Genomic DNA, 19,273 nt, shown 5'->3' on the forward strand with positions numbered 1-19,273 from the left:
GTTCAAGGTGCGTGCATCTTTACAACAAATAAGGTCAACGAGGGATTGTTTCATCCCCTCGTTGTTTTATTGTTTTCGCTTTTTCGATAATTTTAATTTTTTATAATATTATATTGTGTTAGAAAACAATACATGGCATAATTTTATTCAGAGAGCAAAAGTTTCATCAAAATCGAATGAGAGAAGGGGAGCGTGATGGGGGAGAAGGTTTTATTGGAAGTGCATGGACTTCGGACATCTTTCTTTACGGATGATGGGGAGATCCCGGCGGTCGATGGTGTAGATTTTTCCATTCGTGAAGGCGAAGTGCTTGGCATTGTCGGGGAGTCCGGGTGTGGGAAAAGTGTGACGTCATTGTCTATTATGGGGTTGTTGCCAAAAGGAATCGGCAAGGTGGTTGGCGGTGAGATTTGGTTTAAAGGCGAGAACTTGATCGAAGCCTCGGAGCGGCGGATGAAGCAAATTCGCGGCAACGAGATCGCGATGATTTTTCAAGAGCCGATGACTTCCTTAAATCCGCTGTTTACGATTGGCAACCAGTTGGTTGAGGCGATTCGCATACATACGAAAATAGGAAAAAAAGAAGCGCGAGCGCGGGCAGCGGAGATGTTGAAACTCGTTGGGCTGCCGCGCGCTGAGCAAATGTTGGACGAATATCCGCATCAGTTGTCTGGCGGCATGCGCCAGCGCGTGATGATTGCGATGGCGATGGTGTGCCGTCCGGCGCTCTTGATCGCGGACGAGCCGACGACGGCGCTTGATGTGACCATTCAGGCGCAAATTTTAGCGCTGATGAAAGAATTGAACCAGACGTTCGGCACGGCAGTGATGATGATCACCCATGATTTAGGAGTTGTCGCTGAACTATGCGATCGCGTCATTGTCATGTACGCTGGCCAAATCGTGGAAGAAGGAAGCGTTCGGGACATTTTCCGCAATCCGAAGCATCCGTACACCGCCGGCCTGATTCGCTCGATCCCGGATATCCGCGGCAAAAAGGAGCGGCTGTATTCCATTCCCGGCCAAGTGCCAAAACCCGGAACGGTCCGCTGCGGCTGTCGGTTTGCCGCTCGGTGCGAATGGGTCGTTGACCGCTGCCGCCACGAAGATCCGCTATTGTACGAAACGAGTGAACAAGGCCATCGCGCCCGCTGTTTTTTGGCGTTAGAGAAGGAGGGGCTGGTTGATGAGCGAGCCGCTGCTCGAAGCGAAAGGGCTTAAAAAATACTTTCCCATTACCGGGGGCGTTTTTGGCAAACAAATTGGGACGGTCAAAGCGGTCGATGATGTGACATTCACCGTGTACCGCGGTGAGACGCTTGGCATTGTCGGCGAGTCGGGCTGCGGCAAGTCGACTACGGGCCGAATGCTGCTGCGGCTCATTGAGCCGACAGACGGTTCGATTCTATTTGAAGGGAAGAATGTAACCGCTTTATCAAAAGCGGAGCTGCGTCGGTTGCGGCGCGATATGCAGATGATTTTCCAAGACCCGTTCGCTTCGCTGAACCCGCGCCATACAGTCGAAAAAATTTTGGAAGAGCCGCTTATCGTCCACGGCATTGGATCAAAAGAGGAACGGAAGCGGCGAGTGCGGGAGATGCTCGAGGTGGTCGGGCTCGGTTCGTATCATGCCAAACGCTATCCCCACCAGTTCAGCGGCGGCCAGCGTCAGCGCATCGGCATCGCGCGGGCGCTGATGACTCATCCGAAGCTGATCATCGCCGATGAACCGGTTTCGGCGCTTGATGTATCGATTCAAGCGCAAGTTCTCAATTTGCTTGAAGATTTGCAAAAGCAGTTTGGGCTTACATATATTTTCATTGCCCATGATTTAGGGGTCGTTCGCCATATCAGCGACCGGGTTGGCGTCATGTATTTGGGTCGTATAGTTGAGCTGGCGGCCAGCGAGTCATTATACGAATCGCCGAAGCATCCGTATACGCAGGCGCTTTTGTCCGCTGTGCCGATTCCAGATCCTGATCATAAAACAGAACGACAGTTGCTCTCCGGCGATTTGCCAAGCCCGGCGAATCCGCCGCAAGGGTGTGCGTTCCATACGCGTTGCGCATCCTGTATGGATATTTGCCGCCAGCGGCGCCCGGAATTGCGAGAAGTGGCCAATGGACATTACGTTGCTTGCCATTTATACGAGCCAACAGGTGAGCAACGTGATGATAAACAAATGAAACACAAGGGGGAAACACGATGAGGAAAAAAACATGGTTTACGTGGCTTGCCATGATGCTGGCAGTCATGCTTGTTTTAGCTGGCTGCGGCAAGTCGAAGCAAACCGCAGGGGGTGGCAGTGACAAACCGTCGACCCAGGATACGCTGGTGTACGGGCGCGGCGGTGATTCGGTGTCGCTCGACCCGGCGACTGTGACGGATGGGGAGTCGCTGAAAGTAACGAAAAACATTTTTGATACGCTCCTTGATTACAACGACAACGATACGTCCGTCAAGCCGGCGTTGGCGACGGAATGGACGATTTCGAAGGATGGACTGACCTATACGTTTAAATTGCGCCAAGGTGTCAAGTTTCATGACGGGACAGAGTTTAACGCCGATGCAGTGGTCTTTAACTTCGAGCGTTGGGCGAACGGCAATGCAGACAAGTTTCCGTATTACGGATCGATGTTTGGCGGTTACAAGCAGGATGACAGCCATGTGATTAAAGAAGTAAAGGCGCTCGACAAGTACACGGTGCAATTTGTGCTGAAACGGCCGCAAGCTCCATTTTTGAAAAATCTCGCCATGACGCCGTTTGCCATCGCCAGCCCAGAAGCCGTGAAAAAATACGGCGACAAGTTTGGCGAACACCCAGTCGGGACCGGCCCGTTCGTCTTTAAAGAATGGAAGCGCAACGAACGGATCGTACTTGAAAAAAATAAAGACTATTGGGAAAAAGGCTATCCAAAGCTGAACCAGCTCATCTTCGTGTCCATTCCGGACAACTCGGCGCGTCTCAATGCGCTCTTAAAAGGCGAAATCGACATCATGGAAGACTTGAATCCGACGGACTTAAAACAAGTGGAAGGAAACAAAGAGTTTCAAATTTTCAAGCGCCCGTCGATGAACGTCGCCTATGTCGGACTGACGGCGACGAGAGGGCCGCTGAAAAACAAGTTGGTTCGCCAAGCGTTGAACTACGCGGTTGACAAGAAAGCGATCATCGATGCGTTTTACGCCGGCCAGGCGGAACCGGCGAAAAACCCGATGCCTCCCAGCATCCCGGGATACAACGATGCGATTCAAGACTATCCGTTTGATTTGAATAAAGCGAAAGAGCTGCTTGCGAAAGCGGGTTATCCGAATGGCTTTGAAATCGAACTGTGGGCGATGCCGGTACCGCGTCCGTATATGCCGGACGGGCAAAAAATCGCTGAGGCCATTCAAGCGAATTTTGCCAAAATCGGCGTGAAAGCGAAAATCGTGACGTATGAATGGGCGACCTATTTAGACAAGCTCGCCAAAGGGGAAGCGGACGCCTTCCTGCTCGGCTGGACGGGCGACAACGGCGACGCGGATAACTTCTTGTATGCGCTCCTTGACAAAGACAGCATTGGCAGCAACAACTACACCTATTTCTCGAATGATGAGCTGCATAAAATTTTGGTCGAAGCGCAAACGGTGAGCGATGAAAACAAACGGAACGAGCTGTATAAAAAAGCGCAAGAGATCATTAAAGAAGAAGCGCCATGGATTCCGCTCGTCCATTCAACTCCGCTGTTGGCCGGCAAGGCGAATATCCAAGGCTTTAACCCGCACCCGACCGGTTCGGATAAGTTTACGAAAGTCGAGTTTAAATAATCGACTGAGAGAGGGGAAGGAGCGCATCTTCCCCTCTTTGTTTGCCGCATGTTAAGGGAGGGAGAGTCAGGTGCTGTCGTATGCTGTGAGAAGGGTGCTGATGGTGATCCCGGTGTTGTTTGGCATGTCGCTTGTCGTCTTTTTTATGATCCGAGCCATTCCAGGCAACCCGGCGCAAGTCATTTTAGGGCAAAAAGCGACGAAAGAGGCTGTAGCGGCTTTGACCCATAAGCTTGGGTTAGATGAGCCATGGTATGTGCAGTATGTCAAATACATCGGCGGCTTGCTGCACGGTGACTTAGGCGAGTCGATCCGCACCGGCGCCCCTATCGCCGAAGAAATTTGGCCGTATTTAGCGGCGACGATCGAACTGTCGCTGGCGGCGATGCTGATTGCGGTGATCATTGGCGTGAACGCCGGCATTATTAGCGCTTGGTTTCAAAATTCATGGTTTGATTATATTGCGATGGTGTTGGCATTGATTGGTGTTTCCATGCCGATCTTTTGGCTTGGCTTAATGGAGCAGTGGCTGTTTTCGATTGAACTTGATTGGCTGCCGACGTCCGGTCGCGAGGACGTACGCAACCCTGTTGAGCCGATCACTCATCTTTATCTGATCGATACACTTCTCTCTGGGAATACCGATCAATTTTGGCAAGTTATTCAACATCTTGTCTTGCCGAGTATGGCTCTAGCGACGATCCCGATGGCGATTATTGCTCGCATGACGCGTTCGAGCATGTTGGAAGTGATGAAATCCGACTACATTCGCACCGCTCGTGCGAAAGGATTAAGCATGTTTTGGGTCGTGTACAAACATTCGTTGAAAAACGCCATTATTCCCGTGTTGACGGTCATTGGGCTGCAAACAGGACTGCTGCTTGGCGGTGCGATTTTGACGGAAACGATTTTCAGCTGGCCCGGCATCGGACGCTATATTTATGATGCAATCGGGTATCGGGATTATCCGGTGATCCAATCGGGCATTTTGATCATTGCCACCATTTTTATTTTTATTAATTTGATCGTTGATTTACTTTATGCGATCATTGATCCGCGCATTAAGTACAATTAAGGAGGGAGGGCGCCTATGGCTGAACTAGCGCGCACGCCGGCAACACCGCCGGCGGCGATTAGGGAGACGGAATCGGTTTCTTTATGGAAAGAAGCATGGCGGCGGTTTCGAAAAAATAAAATCGCCTTGGTCGGCGCTGGGATCGTTTTGTTTTTTATCCTTGTCGCCATCTTGGCGCCGTGGCTGGCACCGTATGATTATAAAGACCAACAGTTGGCCGAGCGGTTGCAGCCGCCTTCTAGCGAGCATTGGTTCGGCACCGATGATTTTGGCCGCGACATTTTTTCCCGCGTGATATATGGAGCCCGCATTTCCCTGTGGGTCGGATTTTTTTCCGTGCTCGGCTCGGTCATGGTTGGTTCGCTGCTTGGCATTATCGCCGGCTACTATGGGCGCTGGATTGATGGGGTGATTTCGCGTTTGTTTGACATTATGCTGGCGTTTCCGAGCATTTTATTGGCGATCGGCATCGTCGCTGTGCTCGGGCCGTCTTTGCAAAACGCCCTCATCGCCATCGCTGTCATTAATGTACCGAACTTTGGGCGGCTCATCCGTTCTCGCGTGCTAAGCATTAAGCAAGAAGAATACATTATGGCAGCGAAAGCGATCGGCATGAGCGACTGGCGCATTTTAATCCATCATATTTTGCCCAACAGCCTCGCGCCGATCATCGTTCAAGGGACACTGGCGATCGCCACCGCCATTATCGAAGCGGCCGCACTTGGCTTTTTAGGCTTGGGGGCGCAGCCGCCCAATCCGGAGTGGGGGAAAATGCTATCGGACGCCAAAGATTTCTTGACTCAGGCGCCGTGGACGATGATTTTCCCTGGATTGGCGATCATGCTGACGGTGCTTGGCTTTAACTTAATGGGCGACGGGTTGCGCGATGCGCTTGACCCACGGATGAAAAATTGAGACAGGCGGTCCGCTACGAGCGGCCGCCTGCTGACTTTTCCAGCTCTTTTTCCAGCGTGTCATCGTAATGGTAGTGATGGTAACTGTCAATCAGTTTATCTAAATGTTCAAGGCGATCCCCATAATCCATGATCGCTCCGATTAAAGAAAACAACCGATAATCGCCCGGCGGTTGGCCGTCCGCATAAAAGGCGGAAGTGAGCTGCTGGCGCTGATGATGAATTTCCTCGGCCCGTCTGCTGTGAGGGAGCGGCTTTGCCTTATGGATAAATTTCAGCAACAGTTGCTCATGGTAGTCAAGCAAGCAGCCAAGATGCAGGCAGATGGCTTGACGAAGCTCGGCGGGCAAGCGGCTGAACTCGTTTTCGAGCCGGTGCAGCCATTTTAAGACAGATAAAGCCCGATCGGCCGCTGCTATCATTTGCCGGTACAACACGAGTTTGCGAGATTTTTGAAAGCGTTGGCGTCGAAAATACGTGCGTTCTTCTTTGTACATAAAATATAGATGCTCGAGTTTGGTCATTTCTTCGTGTCGTGTTTCAATTTCTTCCTTCAAACGGTGATGGTTGGCTGCCTGCTGTTTATGCAGGCGGATCCATTTTAAAATGGCCTCTGTTTCTTCGCTGATTTTTTCATATACCTTTTTTTCGTATTTTGGCGGCAAGAAAATCAAGTTGACGACAAAGGCAGCGAAAATACCGAGCATCATCGTGAAAAAGCGAATGGCCGCAAATTCAATGAACTGGCGGTCTGTATATTCCATAATGGCAATGACTGTGACAAGCGCTACGGAAATCGTCGATGATTCAAGGCGCATTTTTAGGCAAAGGGCGATGACGAGCATCAGCGTCAAACCGACGATCAACGGATCGCGTCCAAGGATAAGGACAGCGGCAATGGCGAACAAGGCGCCGATCACATTCGCTTGCACTTGCTCGATCAGCGATAAATAGGAGCGGTAAATGGTCGGCTGCATGGCGAACACAGCGGAAATGCCGGCGAATGACGGCGATGGAAACTGAAAGAGCGCTGCTAAGAACAAGGCGAGCGCCACTGCGATCCCCGTTTTGAAAATGCGGGCACCGAGTTTCATCTATATCAAAACTCTCCTTTTTGTTTTGGTGGACCATTCAGTACTATACACAGTTTCATCCTATGTGCGCAAGGAAAAAATATAACGCCCCGCCGAAATCGACAGGGCGTGAAGGATCAAAAGGAGATCGGAGCATGTGCGTCGCGTCGGTTGGAGAGGCGGATTGCCATCTCTTGGCGGAAATGGTCGCCATTCAGCCATTGGTTTCGCCCCGCTGTGGAATGGATGAGCGCCAGCGGCTGGCCGGGAGCGAGCGGTTCGGCATGGCCGCCCTGCGGATGAGAGGCGATGAACACACGAGAGGAATCGTCCGTTTTCCAAAGCGCTCCGGCTGTTCCGGCGACCCATACAGCTTCTTGTTCGAAGCTGGCGACAAAACATGCCGGCATTTGTCCGAGCGGCTGAAAGCTGTGTTGTTTGGCCGCGTCGGGCCAAAAAGCAACTCCGGCTGCCTCGAGCAGGCTGTAACCGTGGTCGTAAATGAGCGCCTCCACAGCACCAACAGACATTTCCCCGCAATGGACAAGCATGCCGGCTGAACCGAGCCGGTGATGGCAAAGGGAGGCGTCTGCTTGCCCGACATAGGCGAACGCGGCGGCTGAGGCGAGAAACGGATGGGATACATCCGGTTCGCGCAACAAATCAGCCAGCGTATCTGCTTGATAGACAACATGAGTGTGGCCGAGCGAAGCAACGCGGACGTGCGGCTCGCGTTCCATAGCGGTCGTCAGCCGAAACAAGCGGTCTGATAACGAAAATACATCGCCTGGCAGCATGGCGATTTGCCAAAACAAGGCGCTTTCATCTGCGGATGGCCGGATGGTTTCGAACAGAAGAATGAAGCCAAACTGTTTGCACAATTGACGAAGGTGCGCCCGAACCCGCTCAGCGTCAGCGGAAGGCGCAACGTGTATATGACCGACGGTGAAATAGCTGTTTGTTGCAATTTCCGGATTTTGCCCAGTATTCGCGAGTTTTTCCATCCATAGTTTGCGCGGGATGTCCAGCTGAATCGCAGCGTTTCCTTTTGCGCTCCATTGGGCAAGCGCCTGAAGGACAGCTTGGACATGTTCGTTGGTCGGGATGTTCCGCTTTTCCACTGCCGCCAACAACAGGGCGCCGCGCTGGTTCGCTTCGTTTGCCAAACGATATGTACGTTGCTCCATGTATACTTAGGCGCGGTCGGGAGGACGTTCTCCCCTCGGCGCCGGTCACCTCCTCGACTGGATTGCTGGATGAAAAATGCGAGTCTTAATTTTCAGAATTTGGTGTTTATCATACCATGCAGGCAGGTGGAAATCAATGACCATTTCTCGTTCTCCTGCTTTGTTCACAAAATTGTCAACAAATGCAGTGAAAACAAAACATCGCCCGTCTGACGCGGGCGATGTTGGATGAGGGTGACGGAGGCGTAAGCGATTATAGCTGCCGGAACGCCTTGCCGACCGCGTCGATCGTATAGGCGATATCGTCTTCCGTATGGGCGAGGGTGATAAACCATGCTTCGTATTTCGATGGCGCGAGATTGATTCCTTGTTTTAACATCAGTTTGAAAAACTTGGCGAACATCTCGCCGTCGCTTTGTTGGGCTTGCTTGTAGTTTTCCACTTTTTCGTCAGTGAAGAAGACGGTGAGCGCGCCTTTTAAGCGGTTGACAGTCACCGGCAGGCCGCATTGGCGAGCATGGGCAAGGATGCCCTCTTCCAGCATGGCTCCCAATTGGTCGAGATGCTCATAGACTCCCTCTTGTTTCAACACTTCAAGGCAAGCGATGCCCGCAAGCATCGACGCCGGGTTGCCGGCCATCGTCCCGGCCTGGTACGCTGGTCCGAGCGGAGCGACTTGTTCCATAATGTCTTGGCGTCCGCCATATGCCCCGATCGGCAAGCCCCCGCCGATGATTTTCCCCATCGCCGTCAAGTCGGGCTCCACACCGAGCAAGTTTTGCGCTCCGCCGTACATAAAGCGGAAGGCGGTGATCACTTCGTCGTAAATGACGAGCGCCCCTTCCTTGTGAGCAATCTCATTGATCGCTTCTAAAAAGCCCGGTTTTGGCAGGACGATGCCGAAGTTGCCGACGATCGGCTCGACGAGGACCGCTGCGACTTGCTCGCCCCAAACGTTCATCGCTTCGCGGAACGATTCGACATCGTTGTATGGCACGGTAATGACTTCTTGGGCGATGCTCGGCGGCACGCCGGCTGAGTCCGGCGTCCCCAACGTCGATGGGCCCGAGCCGGCGGCGACGAGCACAAGGTCCGAATGGCCATGGTAGCAGCCTTCGAATTTGACGATTTTGCTTCGTCCGGTGTAGGCGCGGGCGACGCGGATCGTGGTCATCACCGCCTCCGTTCCCGAGTTGACAAACCGCACTTTCTCGAGCGACGGGATCGCCTCTTTTAACATTTTGGCAAACGTGATCTCATGCGGCGTTGGCGTGCCGTACAACACACCGGTCTCGGCGGCGCAGCGGATGGCTTCCGCGATGTGTGGATGGGCGTGCCCGGCGATGATCGGTCCGTAGGCGGCCAAGTAGTCGATGTACTTGTTTCCATCCACATCCCAAAAGTAGGCTCCTTGCGCCCGCTCCATCACGACTGGCGCACCGCCGCCGACCGCTTTGTATGAGCGGGACGGGCTGTTCACTCCACCAACAATGTGCTGGAGCGCTTCTTCATATAATTGTTCTGATTTGGTCCACTGCATGGCTTGATCCTCCTGTTTCCGTTGACTGCCTCTTTCTATAGTAAACCGATGAGAATCAAACTTCAATGCTGTAGTAGGTGTAAGGGAGTGCCGGCTGAAAAAATCCGGCAAGAAATCGTTTGTTTCCGTCAATTGACGACGGTCGATCGGCGAGTGGGCGTTGATGGAAGATGAACGCAGGGCGGCGGCTGGCGCAATGGCGTCAACAGACTGGAAAACAAAAAAGATGAAAATGGCGGCGATTCATGTATAATGCAACATAGGAGAAGGGCGCAAGCCGCCTTTTTCCTTTGACGCCAAGGAGAGGTCAGGAGGAGAACGATGAACGCGATTGAAGTAGAACATTTGCGCAAAGAATTTAAAGTGCACAAAAGCCGCTCCGGCCTTGTCGGAGCGTTTCGCGATTTATGGACGCGCCGTTATACGCTCGTTCGAGCGGTTGATGACATTTCGTTTGCTGTTAAGCAAGGGGAAATCGTCGGCTATATCGGCGAAAACGGCGCCGGCAAATCCACGACGATCAAAATGTTGACCGGCATTTTAACGCCAACGTCTGGGCGCATTGTCGTCAACGGGATGAATCCCCATAAAGAGCGCGAAAAATTCGTGCGCACGATCGGCGTCGTGTTCGGCCAGCGTTCGCAATTATGGTGGGACATCGCTGTTCAAGAGTCGTTCCGGCTGTTGAAAAAAGTGTACCGCGTCTCGGACGAGCAATATCGCCGCCATATGGCCGAGGTGATTGACATGCTTGAGATCGGCCCGCTGCTTGATAAGCCGGTGCGCAAGCTGTCGCTTGGCCAGCGGATGCGCTGTGAGCTTGCCGCCGCGCTCATTCACAACCCGCCGCTGTTGTTTTTGGATGAACCGACGATCGGCCTTGATGTGCTTGTCAAACTCAACATCCGCCAGTTTTTAAAGCAATTGAATGAACGGTATGGCACGACGATCCTGCTGACGACGCACGATATGTCAGACATTGAAGCGCTTTGCGAGCGGGTCATTATGCTCGATGAAGGGAAAATCATTTACGACGGGTCGCTTGAGCGCCTGAAAGAAAGATGGGGCCAAGGAAAACGGGTCGCCTTTACGTTTGCCGAAGCGGTGACGGCCGCTTTTTTGCAGCAGTTGACTGAAGGGTTGGATGTTGTTTGGAAAAAAGGTGAACAGCCAAACGTTTGGGTCTCGCACGTTCCATCAGGAGGCGTGCCGGAAGTTGTCAGTCGCGTCGCTGCCCGTTGTGCGTTAAATGACATCCATATTCACGAAGTGCCGACGGAGGAGATCATCCGCAATATTTATGAGGAAGGTGCGGTTCATGGGTAAGTATGTCGAAATGGTCCGCATCCGCTTTTTAATGATGCTCGCCTACCGGACAAACTATTACACTGGCATTTTGATTTACGCCATTAACATCGCAGCGTATTACTTCCTTTGGTCGGCTATTTATGGCGGCAAATCATCGATGCAAGGGATGTCGCTTGGGCAAATGACGACGTATGTCGCCATTTCGTGGCTGGCGCGGGCGTTTTATTTTAATAATCTTGACCGTGAAATCGCCATGGAAATCCGCGATGGAAAAGTGGCGGTCGAACTCATCCGCCCGTACAGCTATTTAGGGATGAAAGCTGTGCAAGGGCTTGGCGAAGGGTTGTTTCGCCTTTTCTTTTTATCGCTGCCTGGGCTTTTTTTCGTATCGCTTTTTTTGCCGCTTCAGTTTCCGGGACACGCCAAAACGTGGCTGTCTTTCGGCTTGTCGCTTCTATTTAGCTTTATCATTTTTTCGGAGCTGAACTTGCTTGCGGGGGTTGTGACGTTCTTTACGTTCCGAAATGAAGGGTTGCTTAGGGCGAAGCGGTTTATCATCGACTTGTTTTCTGGGCTCATTTTGCCGCTTTCCTTTTATCCTGATTGGGCGCAACGGGCGATGATGTATTTCCCGTTTCAAGCCATCAGCTACATCCCAAGCATGATCATGACAGAAAGTTTTAAAGGTGCTGCTGTCCGTGATGGCCTGCTTCTGCAGGCAACGTGGTGCATCGTATTGCTTTTTCCGATTGGATGGTTATGGAGAGCGGCGAAAAAGCGTCTTGTTGTGCAAGGGGGGTAAACGTTGTTTTACGTATCGGTTTTTTTTCAATACATGGCGCAATATATGAAGACAAAGCTGCAATATCGAGCCGATTTGTTCGTGGAGTGGCTGTCTGACTTTATGGCTCAGGCGGTCAACTTGGTATTTTTGCTGGTTGTGTTCGGCCATACGACGCTGCTTCACGGCTGGTCGCGCGATGAGATTTTGTTTATTTACGGTTTTTTTCTTGTTCCATATGCCGTATTTGGCGCCTTTTTTAACCTTTGGGATTTTAATGAACGATATATTGTGCAGGGGGAAATGGATCGCGTGTTGACGCGCCCGCTAAACAGCCTGTTTCAAATTGTTTTGGAGCGGATGGAGCTCGAATCGTTGCTTGGCGCTGTGCCCGGGCTGATCATTATGCTGTATGCCGGCAGCCGCTTGTCTCTTTCATTTCATTGGTATGATGTCTTCGTGTTTATTTTGTTTGTCATTGGCGGTGCATTGATTTATGCCGGCATTTTCATTTCACTGGCGACGATCAGTTTTTTTGCCGACGCCCGCACATCCATCATGCCGATGATGTACAACATCAGCAGCTATGGCCGCTACCCGATCGATATTTATCATCGCGTCATCCGCTATATTTTAACGTGGGTGCTGCCGTTTGCCTTTGTCGGCGTTTATCCAGCTGCTTATTTTCTTGATAAAAAGGAATGGTACAGTTATGCCTTTTTCACCCCAGTGGTCGGCATGGTTTGCTTCACCGTTTCGGTCATGCTTTGGAACGCCGGGGTGAGACGATATCGCGGGACGGGGAGCTAGGCGCCCCGCCCGTTTTTGTTCATTTGCCATCAAAATGACAAACAATGGTCAAGCAATCGACACAATCTTGTCTGTATCGTTAGCATGTTGTGGCGTAAAATAAAATGTGAATATATTCACAAAAAAGGAAGAAGGGGTGAATAGTGATGAAAAACGGGAGAGGAAATCGGGTAGCGGTCGTCGGCACCGGGTTTGTCGGCGCCAGTTATGCGTTTGCCTTAATGAATCAAGGGATTGCCGATGAGATCGTGCTCATCGATGCAAATGAAAACAAGGCTGAGGGCGATGCGATGGACTTAAACCATGGGAAAGTATTTGCGCCGAAGCCGGCTGACATTTGGCACGGCGATTACGATGATTGCCGCGATGCCGATTTGGTTGTCATTTGCGCCGGCGCCAACCAAAAACCGGGCGAGACGCGGCTTGATCTTGTGGATAAAAACATTGCCATTTTCCGCTCGATCGTTGAGTCGGTCATGGCATCTGGATTTCAAGGGGTGTTTCTTGTCGCCACCAATCCGGTCGACATTTTAACGTACGCGACGTGGAAATTCAGCGGCCTGCCGCAAGAGCGGGTGATCGGATCGGGCACGATTTTGGACACGGCGCGGTTTCGCTTTTTGTTGGGCGACTATTTCGCCGTCGCCCCGACGAACGTGCACGCCTATATGATCGGCGAACACGGCGACACTGAGCTGCCGGTCTGGAGCCAGGCTGATATCGGCGGCGTGCCGATCCGCAAGCTGGTCGAGTCCAAAGGGGAAGAAGCGCAAAAAGAGCTTGAGCGCATTTTTATCAATGTGCGCGACGCTGCCTACCAAATTATTGAGAAAAAGGGAGCGACGTACTACGGGATTGCGATGGGGCTTGCCCGAGTGACGCGCGCCATTTTGCATAATGAAAATGCCATTTTGACCGTTTCCGCTTATTTGGATGGTCCATACGGCGAACGTGATGTCTACATCGTGACGTTTTTTATGCTAAAATTATTTAACCTCGTTTGTTTCATCTGTATTCAATAACATATCTGTTTCTTTTCCCCATGTATTGTCAAATACTAATTTTTGTAATTCTTTGCGTGTTTCCCAGTTTTTCATTTCGAGTATTGGTCTTTCCGGATAATTTTCGGTATAACCAATGGAAATTAGTGCAACTGGGTCTATATGATATGGAATTTGAAGGATTCTTCTAACGTCCGCTTTTTTATAAAAGCTCACCCATCCCATTGCTAATCCTTCTGCATATGCCGCTAACCACATATTTTGAATTGCACAGCTAACGGACATAATATCTGTCTCGGGGATTGAATTTCTTCCTAATACGTGATCGCCGCCCCGAAATGGATCACACGTTACACAGATCGTTAAAGGAGCTTCAGTAATACCTGCTATTTTTAATTCAAGAAATTTTAGCTCCCGCTCTGTACCTTCATAATGAATGGCCAATGCACGCCGCTCCTTGTCCACAATTTCCGCTAACTGCTTCTTTATGTGATCTTCTGTTACTAAAATAAAATTCCAAGGCTGCATAAAACCAACGGAAGGTGCATGATGAGCTGCCAGCAATATGTTTTTAATTTTTTCTGTAGGAATGGGATTTTTTAAAAACGTTCTAATATCTCTACGATTATAAATCGCTTTATATACCCCCATTTTTTCTTCCTTTGAAAGACGATTCACCGCTTCTCCCTCCTTTTTATAATTAATTTATGTAATTCAGATTATTGTTAAGTTGTTAAATTGATAATGACGTTCTGTTTTATTGTGATTATTTGTAAGTGCCATATCCGCCCTCCATTGAGACGATTGGAAACACTCCAAGTGTCTTATTTTTGACGTGTTAGTCATAAAATTTAACATTTAGGTTCATCACCAAATTTTGTGATTTAGTGACAAAAAAGAGAAAGCACTGACGAGATCCTGGCAATAATGTTAGCGGTGAAATCAACATTAAGGAGGTCTCGTAAGTGCTTTCGATACCACTAGGATTGCCAGAATTTAAAGTGATTAAACAAGAACTTCTTTCCTATGGTTATGCGATTCATGTAGAGAAAACAGAGACACAGGAACGCTGCCCTCATTGTGGGTTTGCCACTTCCTCTGTCCACGACAGACGGACAAGAAAAGTACGGGATTTGGCGATTTTCCATCAACCGGTGTACTTGTTCGTAAAGGTAAAGCGCTATCGGTGCTGGAATTGTTCCCAAGTGTTTTCCGCCTCTTTGGAATCGATTCAACCCAATCAACACTACACCAATCGATTTTGTGAGTACTTGTATGAACTTTGTGAAGGCTCCACCATTCAAGAGGTTAGCCGAAAGCACCGCATCCCATATACGACATTGGAGCGCATCTATTACTTCATTGCATCGAAAAAAGCAAAAGAGCGTCAAACAGCGATAGAAGCATCTTCTCAAGAAGAGATGGTGCTTAGCTTAGATGAAATCGCGGTAAAAAAGGGACATCAGTATGAAACCGTATTGATGGATGCCAAAGCCGGATCGGTCATGGGAATGCATGCCGATCGCCAATGTGACTCCGCCCTCCACTTGTTGAGCCAAAATGTCCTGTCGAAAGAAAGGGTCCAAACGGTGATTCTTGACATGTGGGAACCTTATCATAAGGCGGTTCGCGCCCTGTTTCCATCTGCTTCGATTGTCATCGATAAGTACCATGTGATTCAAAAAGTGACACAAGCCTTGGATCAAGCAAGAAAGGAATTTCCTCCATTGAAAAAGGCTCGATATCTTCTCTTAAAAGGCTGTGAAAAGCTTCGTAAGGACCAACGGCTTCGATTGGACGATATCTTGGAGGAGTATCCGGTACTTTCCATTGCTTATTATCTGAAAGAGTTGTTTCGGGATTTTTACCGAACCGATGGATATAACGAAGCAAAGGAACGCTTGGAAGAATGGATTCAGTTAGCCAAACAGAGCCCTTTTGCTTCTTTTCAGGAAGCAGCCAACACGCTTGAAAGGTGGAAGGAGCCGATTCTTTCCTACTTTTTGTGCCCATATACCAATGCCCGAATCGAGGGGACGAATCACAAGATCAAAAACATCAAACGCCGGGCATATGGCTATCGAAATCGAGAACGGTTTCGTTTGCGTGTATTTCTGGAGTGTACAGGGAACACTACAGGTAGTCAGGCTGCTTAAGCGCTCTCTTCTTCCGCTATCGGTATGATAGTTGGTAGAATGGAACCCGTCAAGGAAAGCACTTGACTGTTTCCATTCTACCAACTTCGTGGTCTGTATGCGGAAGAAGGATCCTGACTGATGAACCGATTTCATCCAGCTAACATATTTCTGGGGTTGAGTGGAAATCACAGAAAATGGTGAAGACCCAACATTTATATAGATTGTATCAAAAAACAGTGAGAGAGGTGATGACAAAAATAAAAAATTTAGACTTCTGTTTAATGTTCGTTTAATTAATTGTGTGCCTGCTGTGATCAACCGAAATGGCATCCGCGAAGTGATTGAAATTGAACTTGACGAGGAGGAGAAACAATGGTTCCACCGTAGTGCTGCGACGTTAAAAGGTGTATTGGCGCGCTATTTTGCGCAGTAAAGCGCAACGATTGGCTTCGTCTGACGGGACGCTGGCTTGCCAAATGGGTCGGGCGATCCGGTGGAATACAGGAGTGCTGCCGATTCAAGCAGGGTGCGGAGGGTCATGCGGTATAATCGCCCGGTTGTCCGCGTATATATGAACGACGGACCAAAATGGGGGGAACGTGATGGATTACGCCTTCCTTGGCATTGTTGCCGCCGTACTGCTCGGCAGCATCACCTCGCTTTGGACAGTGCGCGTGCAAGCGACGCATCGCATGTCACTCGATAGCTTATGGGTTCTCGTCCAATGGTATTTAACGATGTTGCTCGGTTTTGCCATGATTTATATGATTTTACAAGTAAACGGCCATGCCGTGTTTACCCCATCCCCAAATAGCGCATCGAAAGATCGTTTGTCGCTGCTTGAAGACAGCTTGTATTTGAGTGGCATGACGCTTTTGTCGGTCGGATACGGAGACGTTACTCCAATTGGCGTCGGGCGGTGGATCGCCATTGCCGAAGCGCTGCTCGGCTACATTATGCCTGCTGTCATCGTGACGCGCACCGTGTTTGACTGGGATCATCGCTGATATGAATTGCAATTTCCCCTCGTCTTCGCTACGCTAAAAGAAAACGAAGAAGACGGAGGGAACGACATGACGATTGCCATTGGCCAGCCAGCTCCAGATTTCACCTTGCCGGCAAGCAATGGGAAAATGGTTTCGCTGTCTGATTTTCGCGGCCGGTATGTGGTGCTTTACTTTTATCCAAAAGACATGACCCCGGGGTGCACAGCCGAAGCATGCGACTTTCGCGATCGCCATGCGCAGTTCGCTGAGTTGAACGCCGTCATTTTAGGAGTGAGCACTGACTCGCTGAAGCGGCATGAAGCGTTTATCGAAAAATACGAGTTGCCGTTTTTGCTTCTTTCCGATGAGCAGCATAAAGTGGCTGAGCTGTACGGGGTATGGAAGAAAAAGAAAAATTTCGGCAAAGAATATATGGGCATTGAGCGCTCGACGTTCATCATTGCTCCTGACGGAACATTGGCCAAAGAATGGCGCGGAGTGAAAGTGAAGGGGCACGTCGATGAGGCGCTGGCGGAAGTTGCCCGACTAGCGTCATCTAGGTAAGCGTCCAGACAATGTACATCGTTTTGCGTATGATACATAGTAACCTCCTCAAATGAATGACATCAGAGGCGGAAACAATTTCCGCCTCCTTTTTTTGTTAAAACGGCGTCTGAGCCCATATATTAATGGCATCTATATTGACAAATGGCATGTATTCTTTGTAGACTAATTATAAATATTATAAAGTGATAATTTTTTTCACCTTTGCACAGAGAGTGAGGTGCATGACGGTGTCTGACAACGAGCAACTGAAGGAAGCGCTTGACATGCTGAAAAAGACTGGCATACGCATCACGCCGCAGCGTCATGCGATATTGGAGTATTTGATCAGCTCGATGTCCCATCCGACGGCTGATGAAATATACAAAGCGCTGGAAGGGAAATTCCCAAACATGAGTGTAGCTACCGTCTACAATAACTTGCGCGTCTTTAAGGAAATCGGGCTTGTCAAAGAGCTGACGTACGGCGATTCGTCAAGCCGGTTTGACTTCGTCACTTCCAATCATTATCACGTCATCTGTGAAGAGTGCGGCAAAATTGTCGATTTCCACTATCCAGCGCTTGATGAAGTCGAGCAGCTTGCCGCTCACGTCACCGGCTTTAAGGTCGACCATCATCGCATGGAAGTGTACGGAGTCTGCCCTGACTGTCAAAAAAGCGGGGCGCCGGCGCATTCGCATTAAAAAGCTGATAGCACAAGGCGGCTATCAGCTTTTTCTTTTTTTGTTGTACTTTTCGTCAAACTCTTTTCCTTCCAGTTCGCGGTCTAACGTCAACGGTTCACGGCAAAACATGCATAAATCGACGCGTCCGAGCATTTTTGTCACTTTGCCGCACGACGGGCAAACAACTTGGACGGCTCTCGTCGAGAGTGTGCCGATCCAAAAATATACAATGCCACTGGCGACAAGAAACAACATCCCAAACAACATAAACAACGTCATGATGACCGGGGACGTACGAAAAAACAGCCCAAGATACATGACAATGACACCGATAAAAATCAAGCTTAAGGCGAAAGTGCGAATTTTGTTGATTTTGCTCGAATATTTGATGCTCATCACAGTCCCTCCTACATAGACCACTATACCATAAAACGGGGTCCCATCGCGAAGAAGAAATCAACAAAATCGACGTTTTAAAGAAAGGAATTCCTCTTTTTTTGTCGAATAACGAATGACGGCAACAAACGACAGCTTCATGGATGCAAGCATTCTGGTCTTTCTGAAATGAAACAGGCGTTGACAGCATTGTTTGAACATCTGCACAAACGCAATGTGATGATTGATGACGGTGGAAGGGAGGAAAAAACGTTGCAGAAAAAACAGCCGGCTCAAAATAGGAACGTATGGTTGTCTGTCAATCGATATGTTGGGATATCTGAGGGATTTGTCCGCCCGGATATCGCGGCCGGCTTTCTGCAACGGACGCGAGGTATGAAAGAATTGCTGCATCCCATCTGTCACGAATGGGCAAACCGCTGCAACACGCACGGAATTTTAATGATTGAAAAAACGGCTTGCCATGCAGCAACAACGGATACGTTTGATGTCGTGCTGCTCGTCATTGTCGACCCGCAAAGCGAGCCTATGCTTCTCAGACAGTATTCACTAAACGAGAAAAAGGCGGTGCTTTATGCAGTCAGTGAACGGCAGTTAAATGAATGGCTTGTTCTCGGGTCACATCGAAAGGCGGTCGACTGGGTGTTCAACGGAACGGTCGTGTTTGACCGAAACGGCTATGTTCAGCAGTTGCGCCAGCGCCTTGAGCAATTCCCGCCTAAAGAACGGCGATTGAAAATGGGACTCGAGTTTGCCAAACTGATCCGCCATTATACAGATGGCAAGGCGCTGTTTGCCGCCAAGCATTGGCTCGACTCATACAACCATATGGTGCAAGCCCTCCATCATTTGGCGCGATTGACCGTGATCGAGCACGGACTTTACCCGGAAGTGACCGTATGGAATCAAGTCAAGCGAATGGATGGAAGGATTTATAAACTGTATGAAGAACTCGTTGGAAGTGAAGAACCGCTTCCGAAACGGCTGGAACTTTTGTTGCTGGCCAGTGAATTTTTGATTCATTC

The 19,273-nt window shown here is 49.8% G+C and carries 18 protein-coding genes and 2 pseudogenes (1 of these 20 only partly in view); 15 read left to right on the forward strand and 5 right to left on the reverse strand.

Annotated elements, in window-relative coordinates; genetic code table 11:
• Positions 1 to 195 precede the first annotated feature (195 nt).
• From GT3570_RS02310 to nikC, 5 genes are all read left to right on the forward strand, one after another.
• Positions 196 to 1,221: an ABC transporter ATP-binding protein gene (locus GT3570_RS02310; RefSeq protein WP_062898380.1), complete on the forward strand. Its 1,026-nt coding sequence runs from the start codon at positions 196 to 198 to the stop codon at positions 1,219 to 1,221.
• On the forward strand, positions 1,187 to 2,209 hold the full coding sequence (locus tag GT3570_RS02315; RefSeq protein ID WP_020279375.1) for an ABC transporter ATP-binding protein: 1,023 nt from the start codon (positions 1,187 to 1,189) through the stop codon (positions 2,207 to 2,209). Before GT3570_RS02310 ends, GT3570_RS02315 begins: the two co-directional genes overlap by 35 nt.
• Positions 2,206 to 3,810: an ABC transporter substrate-binding protein gene (locus GT3570_RS02320; RefSeq protein ID WP_013146308.1), complete on the forward strand. Its 1,605-nt coding sequence runs from the start codon at positions 2,206 to 2,208 to the stop codon at positions 3,808 to 3,810. The genes GT3570_RS02315 and GT3570_RS02320 overlap by 4 nt, the downstream gene beginning before the upstream one ends.
• 70 nt (positions 3,811 to 3,880) lie before the next feature.
• On the forward strand, positions 3,881 to 4,885 hold the full coding sequence (locus GT3570_RS02325) for an ABC transporter permease (RefSeq protein ID WP_014194923.1): 1,005 nt from the start codon (positions 3,881 to 3,883) through the stop codon (positions 4,883 to 4,885).
• A gap of 15 nt (positions 4,886 to 4,900) precedes the next feature.
• On the forward strand, positions 4,901 to 5,800 hold the full coding sequence (nikC, locus tag GT3570_RS02330; RefSeq protein ID WP_011229973.1) for a nickel transporter permease: 900 nt from the start codon (positions 4,901 to 4,903) through the stop codon (positions 5,798 to 5,800).
• A gap of 13 nt (positions 5,801 to 5,813) precedes the next feature.
• On the opposite strand, the gene GT3570_RS02335 is transcribed toward nikC, so the two are convergent.
• From GT3570_RS02335 to GT3570_RS02345, 3 genes are all read right to left on the reverse strand, one after another.
• Entirely contained in the window at positions 5,814 to 6,893 is a 1,080-nt protein-coding gene (locus GT3570_RS02335) for an FUSC family protein (RefSeq protein ID WP_062898381.1), read from the reverse strand.
• 116 nt (positions 6,894 to 7,009) lie between these two features.
• A complete protein-coding gene (locus tag GT3570_RS02340) occupies positions 7,010 to 8,038 on the reverse strand; it encodes a hypothetical protein (protein ID WP_062899081.1) in 1,029 nt (342 codons plus the stop codon).
• Between the two features lie 274 nt (positions 8,039 to 8,312).
• Positions 8,313 to 9,599 (reverse strand): glutamate-1-semialdehyde 2,1-aminomutase, encoded by a 1,287-nt coding sequence (locus GT3570_RS02345; RefSeq protein WP_025949127.1) that lies wholly within the window; start codon positions 9,597 to 9,599, stop codon positions 8,313 to 8,315.
• Between the two features lie 321 nt (positions 9,600 to 9,920).
• Between GT3570_RS02345 and GT3570_RS02350 the strand changes: the two genes are divergently transcribed.
• The 4 genes and pseudogenes from GT3570_RS02350 to GT3570_RS02365 form a co-directional block, all read left to right on the forward strand.
• A complete protein-coding gene (locus GT3570_RS02350) occupies positions 9,921 to 10,925 on the forward strand; it encodes an ABC transporter ATP-binding protein (RefSeq protein WP_011229976.1) in 1,005 nt (334 codons plus the stop codon).
• Positions 10,918 to 11,709 carry an ABC transporter permease gene (locus tag GT3570_RS02355; protein ID WP_062898382.1) on the forward strand — a complete coding sequence of 264 codons (792 nt, stop codon included), beginning with the start codon at positions 10,918 to 10,920 and terminating at the stop codon, positions 11,707 to 11,709. Before GT3570_RS02350 ends, GT3570_RS02355 begins: the two co-directional genes overlap by 8 nt.
• 3 nt (positions 11,710 to 11,712) lie before the next feature.
• Positions 11,713 to 12,498 (forward strand): ABC transporter permease, encoded by a 786-nt coding sequence (locus tag GT3570_RS02360; protein WP_011229978.1) that lies wholly within the window; start codon positions 11,713 to 11,715, stop codon positions 12,496 to 12,498.
• 146 nt (positions 12,499 to 12,644) lie between these two features.
• Positions 12,645 to 13,463, forward strand: a pseudogene (locus GT3570_RS02365) (L-lactate dehydrogenase); the annotation flags it as partial.
• A gap of 21 nt (positions 13,464 to 13,484) precedes the next feature.
• Here the strand turns inward: GT3570_RS02365 and bluB are convergent.
• On the reverse strand, positions 13,485 to 14,177 hold the full coding sequence (gene bluB, locus GT3570_RS02370; RefSeq protein ID WP_062898383.1) for a 5,6-dimethylbenzimidazole synthase: 693 nt from the start codon (positions 14,175 to 14,177) through the stop codon (positions 13,485 to 13,487).
• Between the two features lie 287 nt (positions 14,178 to 14,464).
• Here bluB and GT3570_RS02375 point away from each other — a divergent pair, with 287 nt between their 5' ends.
• The 5 genes and pseudogenes from GT3570_RS02375 to perR all read left to right on the forward strand — a co-directional run bounded on the left by GT3570_RS02375 (position 14,465) and on the right by perR (position 17,870).
• A complete protein-coding gene (locus tag GT3570_RS02375) occupies positions 14,465 to 15,655 on the forward strand; it encodes an ISL3 family transposase (RefSeq protein ID WP_011229816.1) in 1,191 nt (396 codons plus the stop codon).
• Between the two features lie 283 nt (positions 15,656 to 15,938).
• Positions 15,939 to 16,070 (forward strand): annotated as a pseudogene (locus GT3570_RS18385) (L-lactate dehydrogenase); the annotation flags it as partial.
• A 169-nt stretch (positions 16,071 to 16,239) separates the two neighbouring features.
• A complete protein-coding gene (locus GT3570_RS02380) occupies positions 16,240 to 16,644 on the forward strand; it encodes a potassium channel family protein (protein ID WP_013522997.1) in 405 nt (134 codons plus the stop codon).
• Between the two features lie 66 nt (positions 16,645 to 16,710).
• Positions 16,711 to 17,187, forward strand: a complete 477-nt coding sequence (bcp, locus tag GT3570_RS02385) for a thioredoxin-dependent thiol peroxidase (protein WP_025949132.1) — start codon at positions 16,711 to 16,713, stop codon at positions 17,185 to 17,187.
• Between the two features lie 224 nt (positions 17,188 to 17,411).
• Positions 17,412 to 17,870: a peroxide-responsive transcriptional repressor PerR gene (perR, locus tag GT3570_RS02390; protein WP_020279379.1), complete on the forward strand. Its 459-nt coding sequence runs from the start codon at positions 17,412 to 17,414 to the stop codon at positions 17,868 to 17,870.
• A gap of 24 nt (positions 17,871 to 17,894) precedes the next feature.
• On the opposite strand, the gene GT3570_RS02395 is transcribed toward perR, so the two are convergent.
• Positions 17,895 to 18,248, reverse strand: coding sequence for a YgzB family protein (locus GT3570_RS02395; protein ID WP_011229983.1), 354 nt, complete (start codon positions 18,246 to 18,248; stop codon positions 17,895 to 17,897).
• Between the two features lie 375 nt (positions 18,249 to 18,623).
• Here GT3570_RS02395 and GT3570_RS02400 point away from each other — a divergent pair, with 375 nt between their 5' ends.
• On the forward strand, positions 18,624 to 19,273 hold the 5' portion of the coding sequence (locus GT3570_RS02400) for a nucleotidyltransferase-like protein (RefSeq protein WP_025039077.1). The gene runs 214 nt beyond the window's last position; the window shows 650 of its 864 coding nt (coding positions 1-650); its start codon is at positions 18,624 to 18,626; the stop codon falls past the right edge of the window.

This window comes from Geobacillus thermoleovorans, assembly GCF_001610955.1.
Lineage (GTDB): Bacteria > Bacillota > Bacilli > Bacillales > Anoxybacillaceae > Geobacillus > Geobacillus thermoleovorans.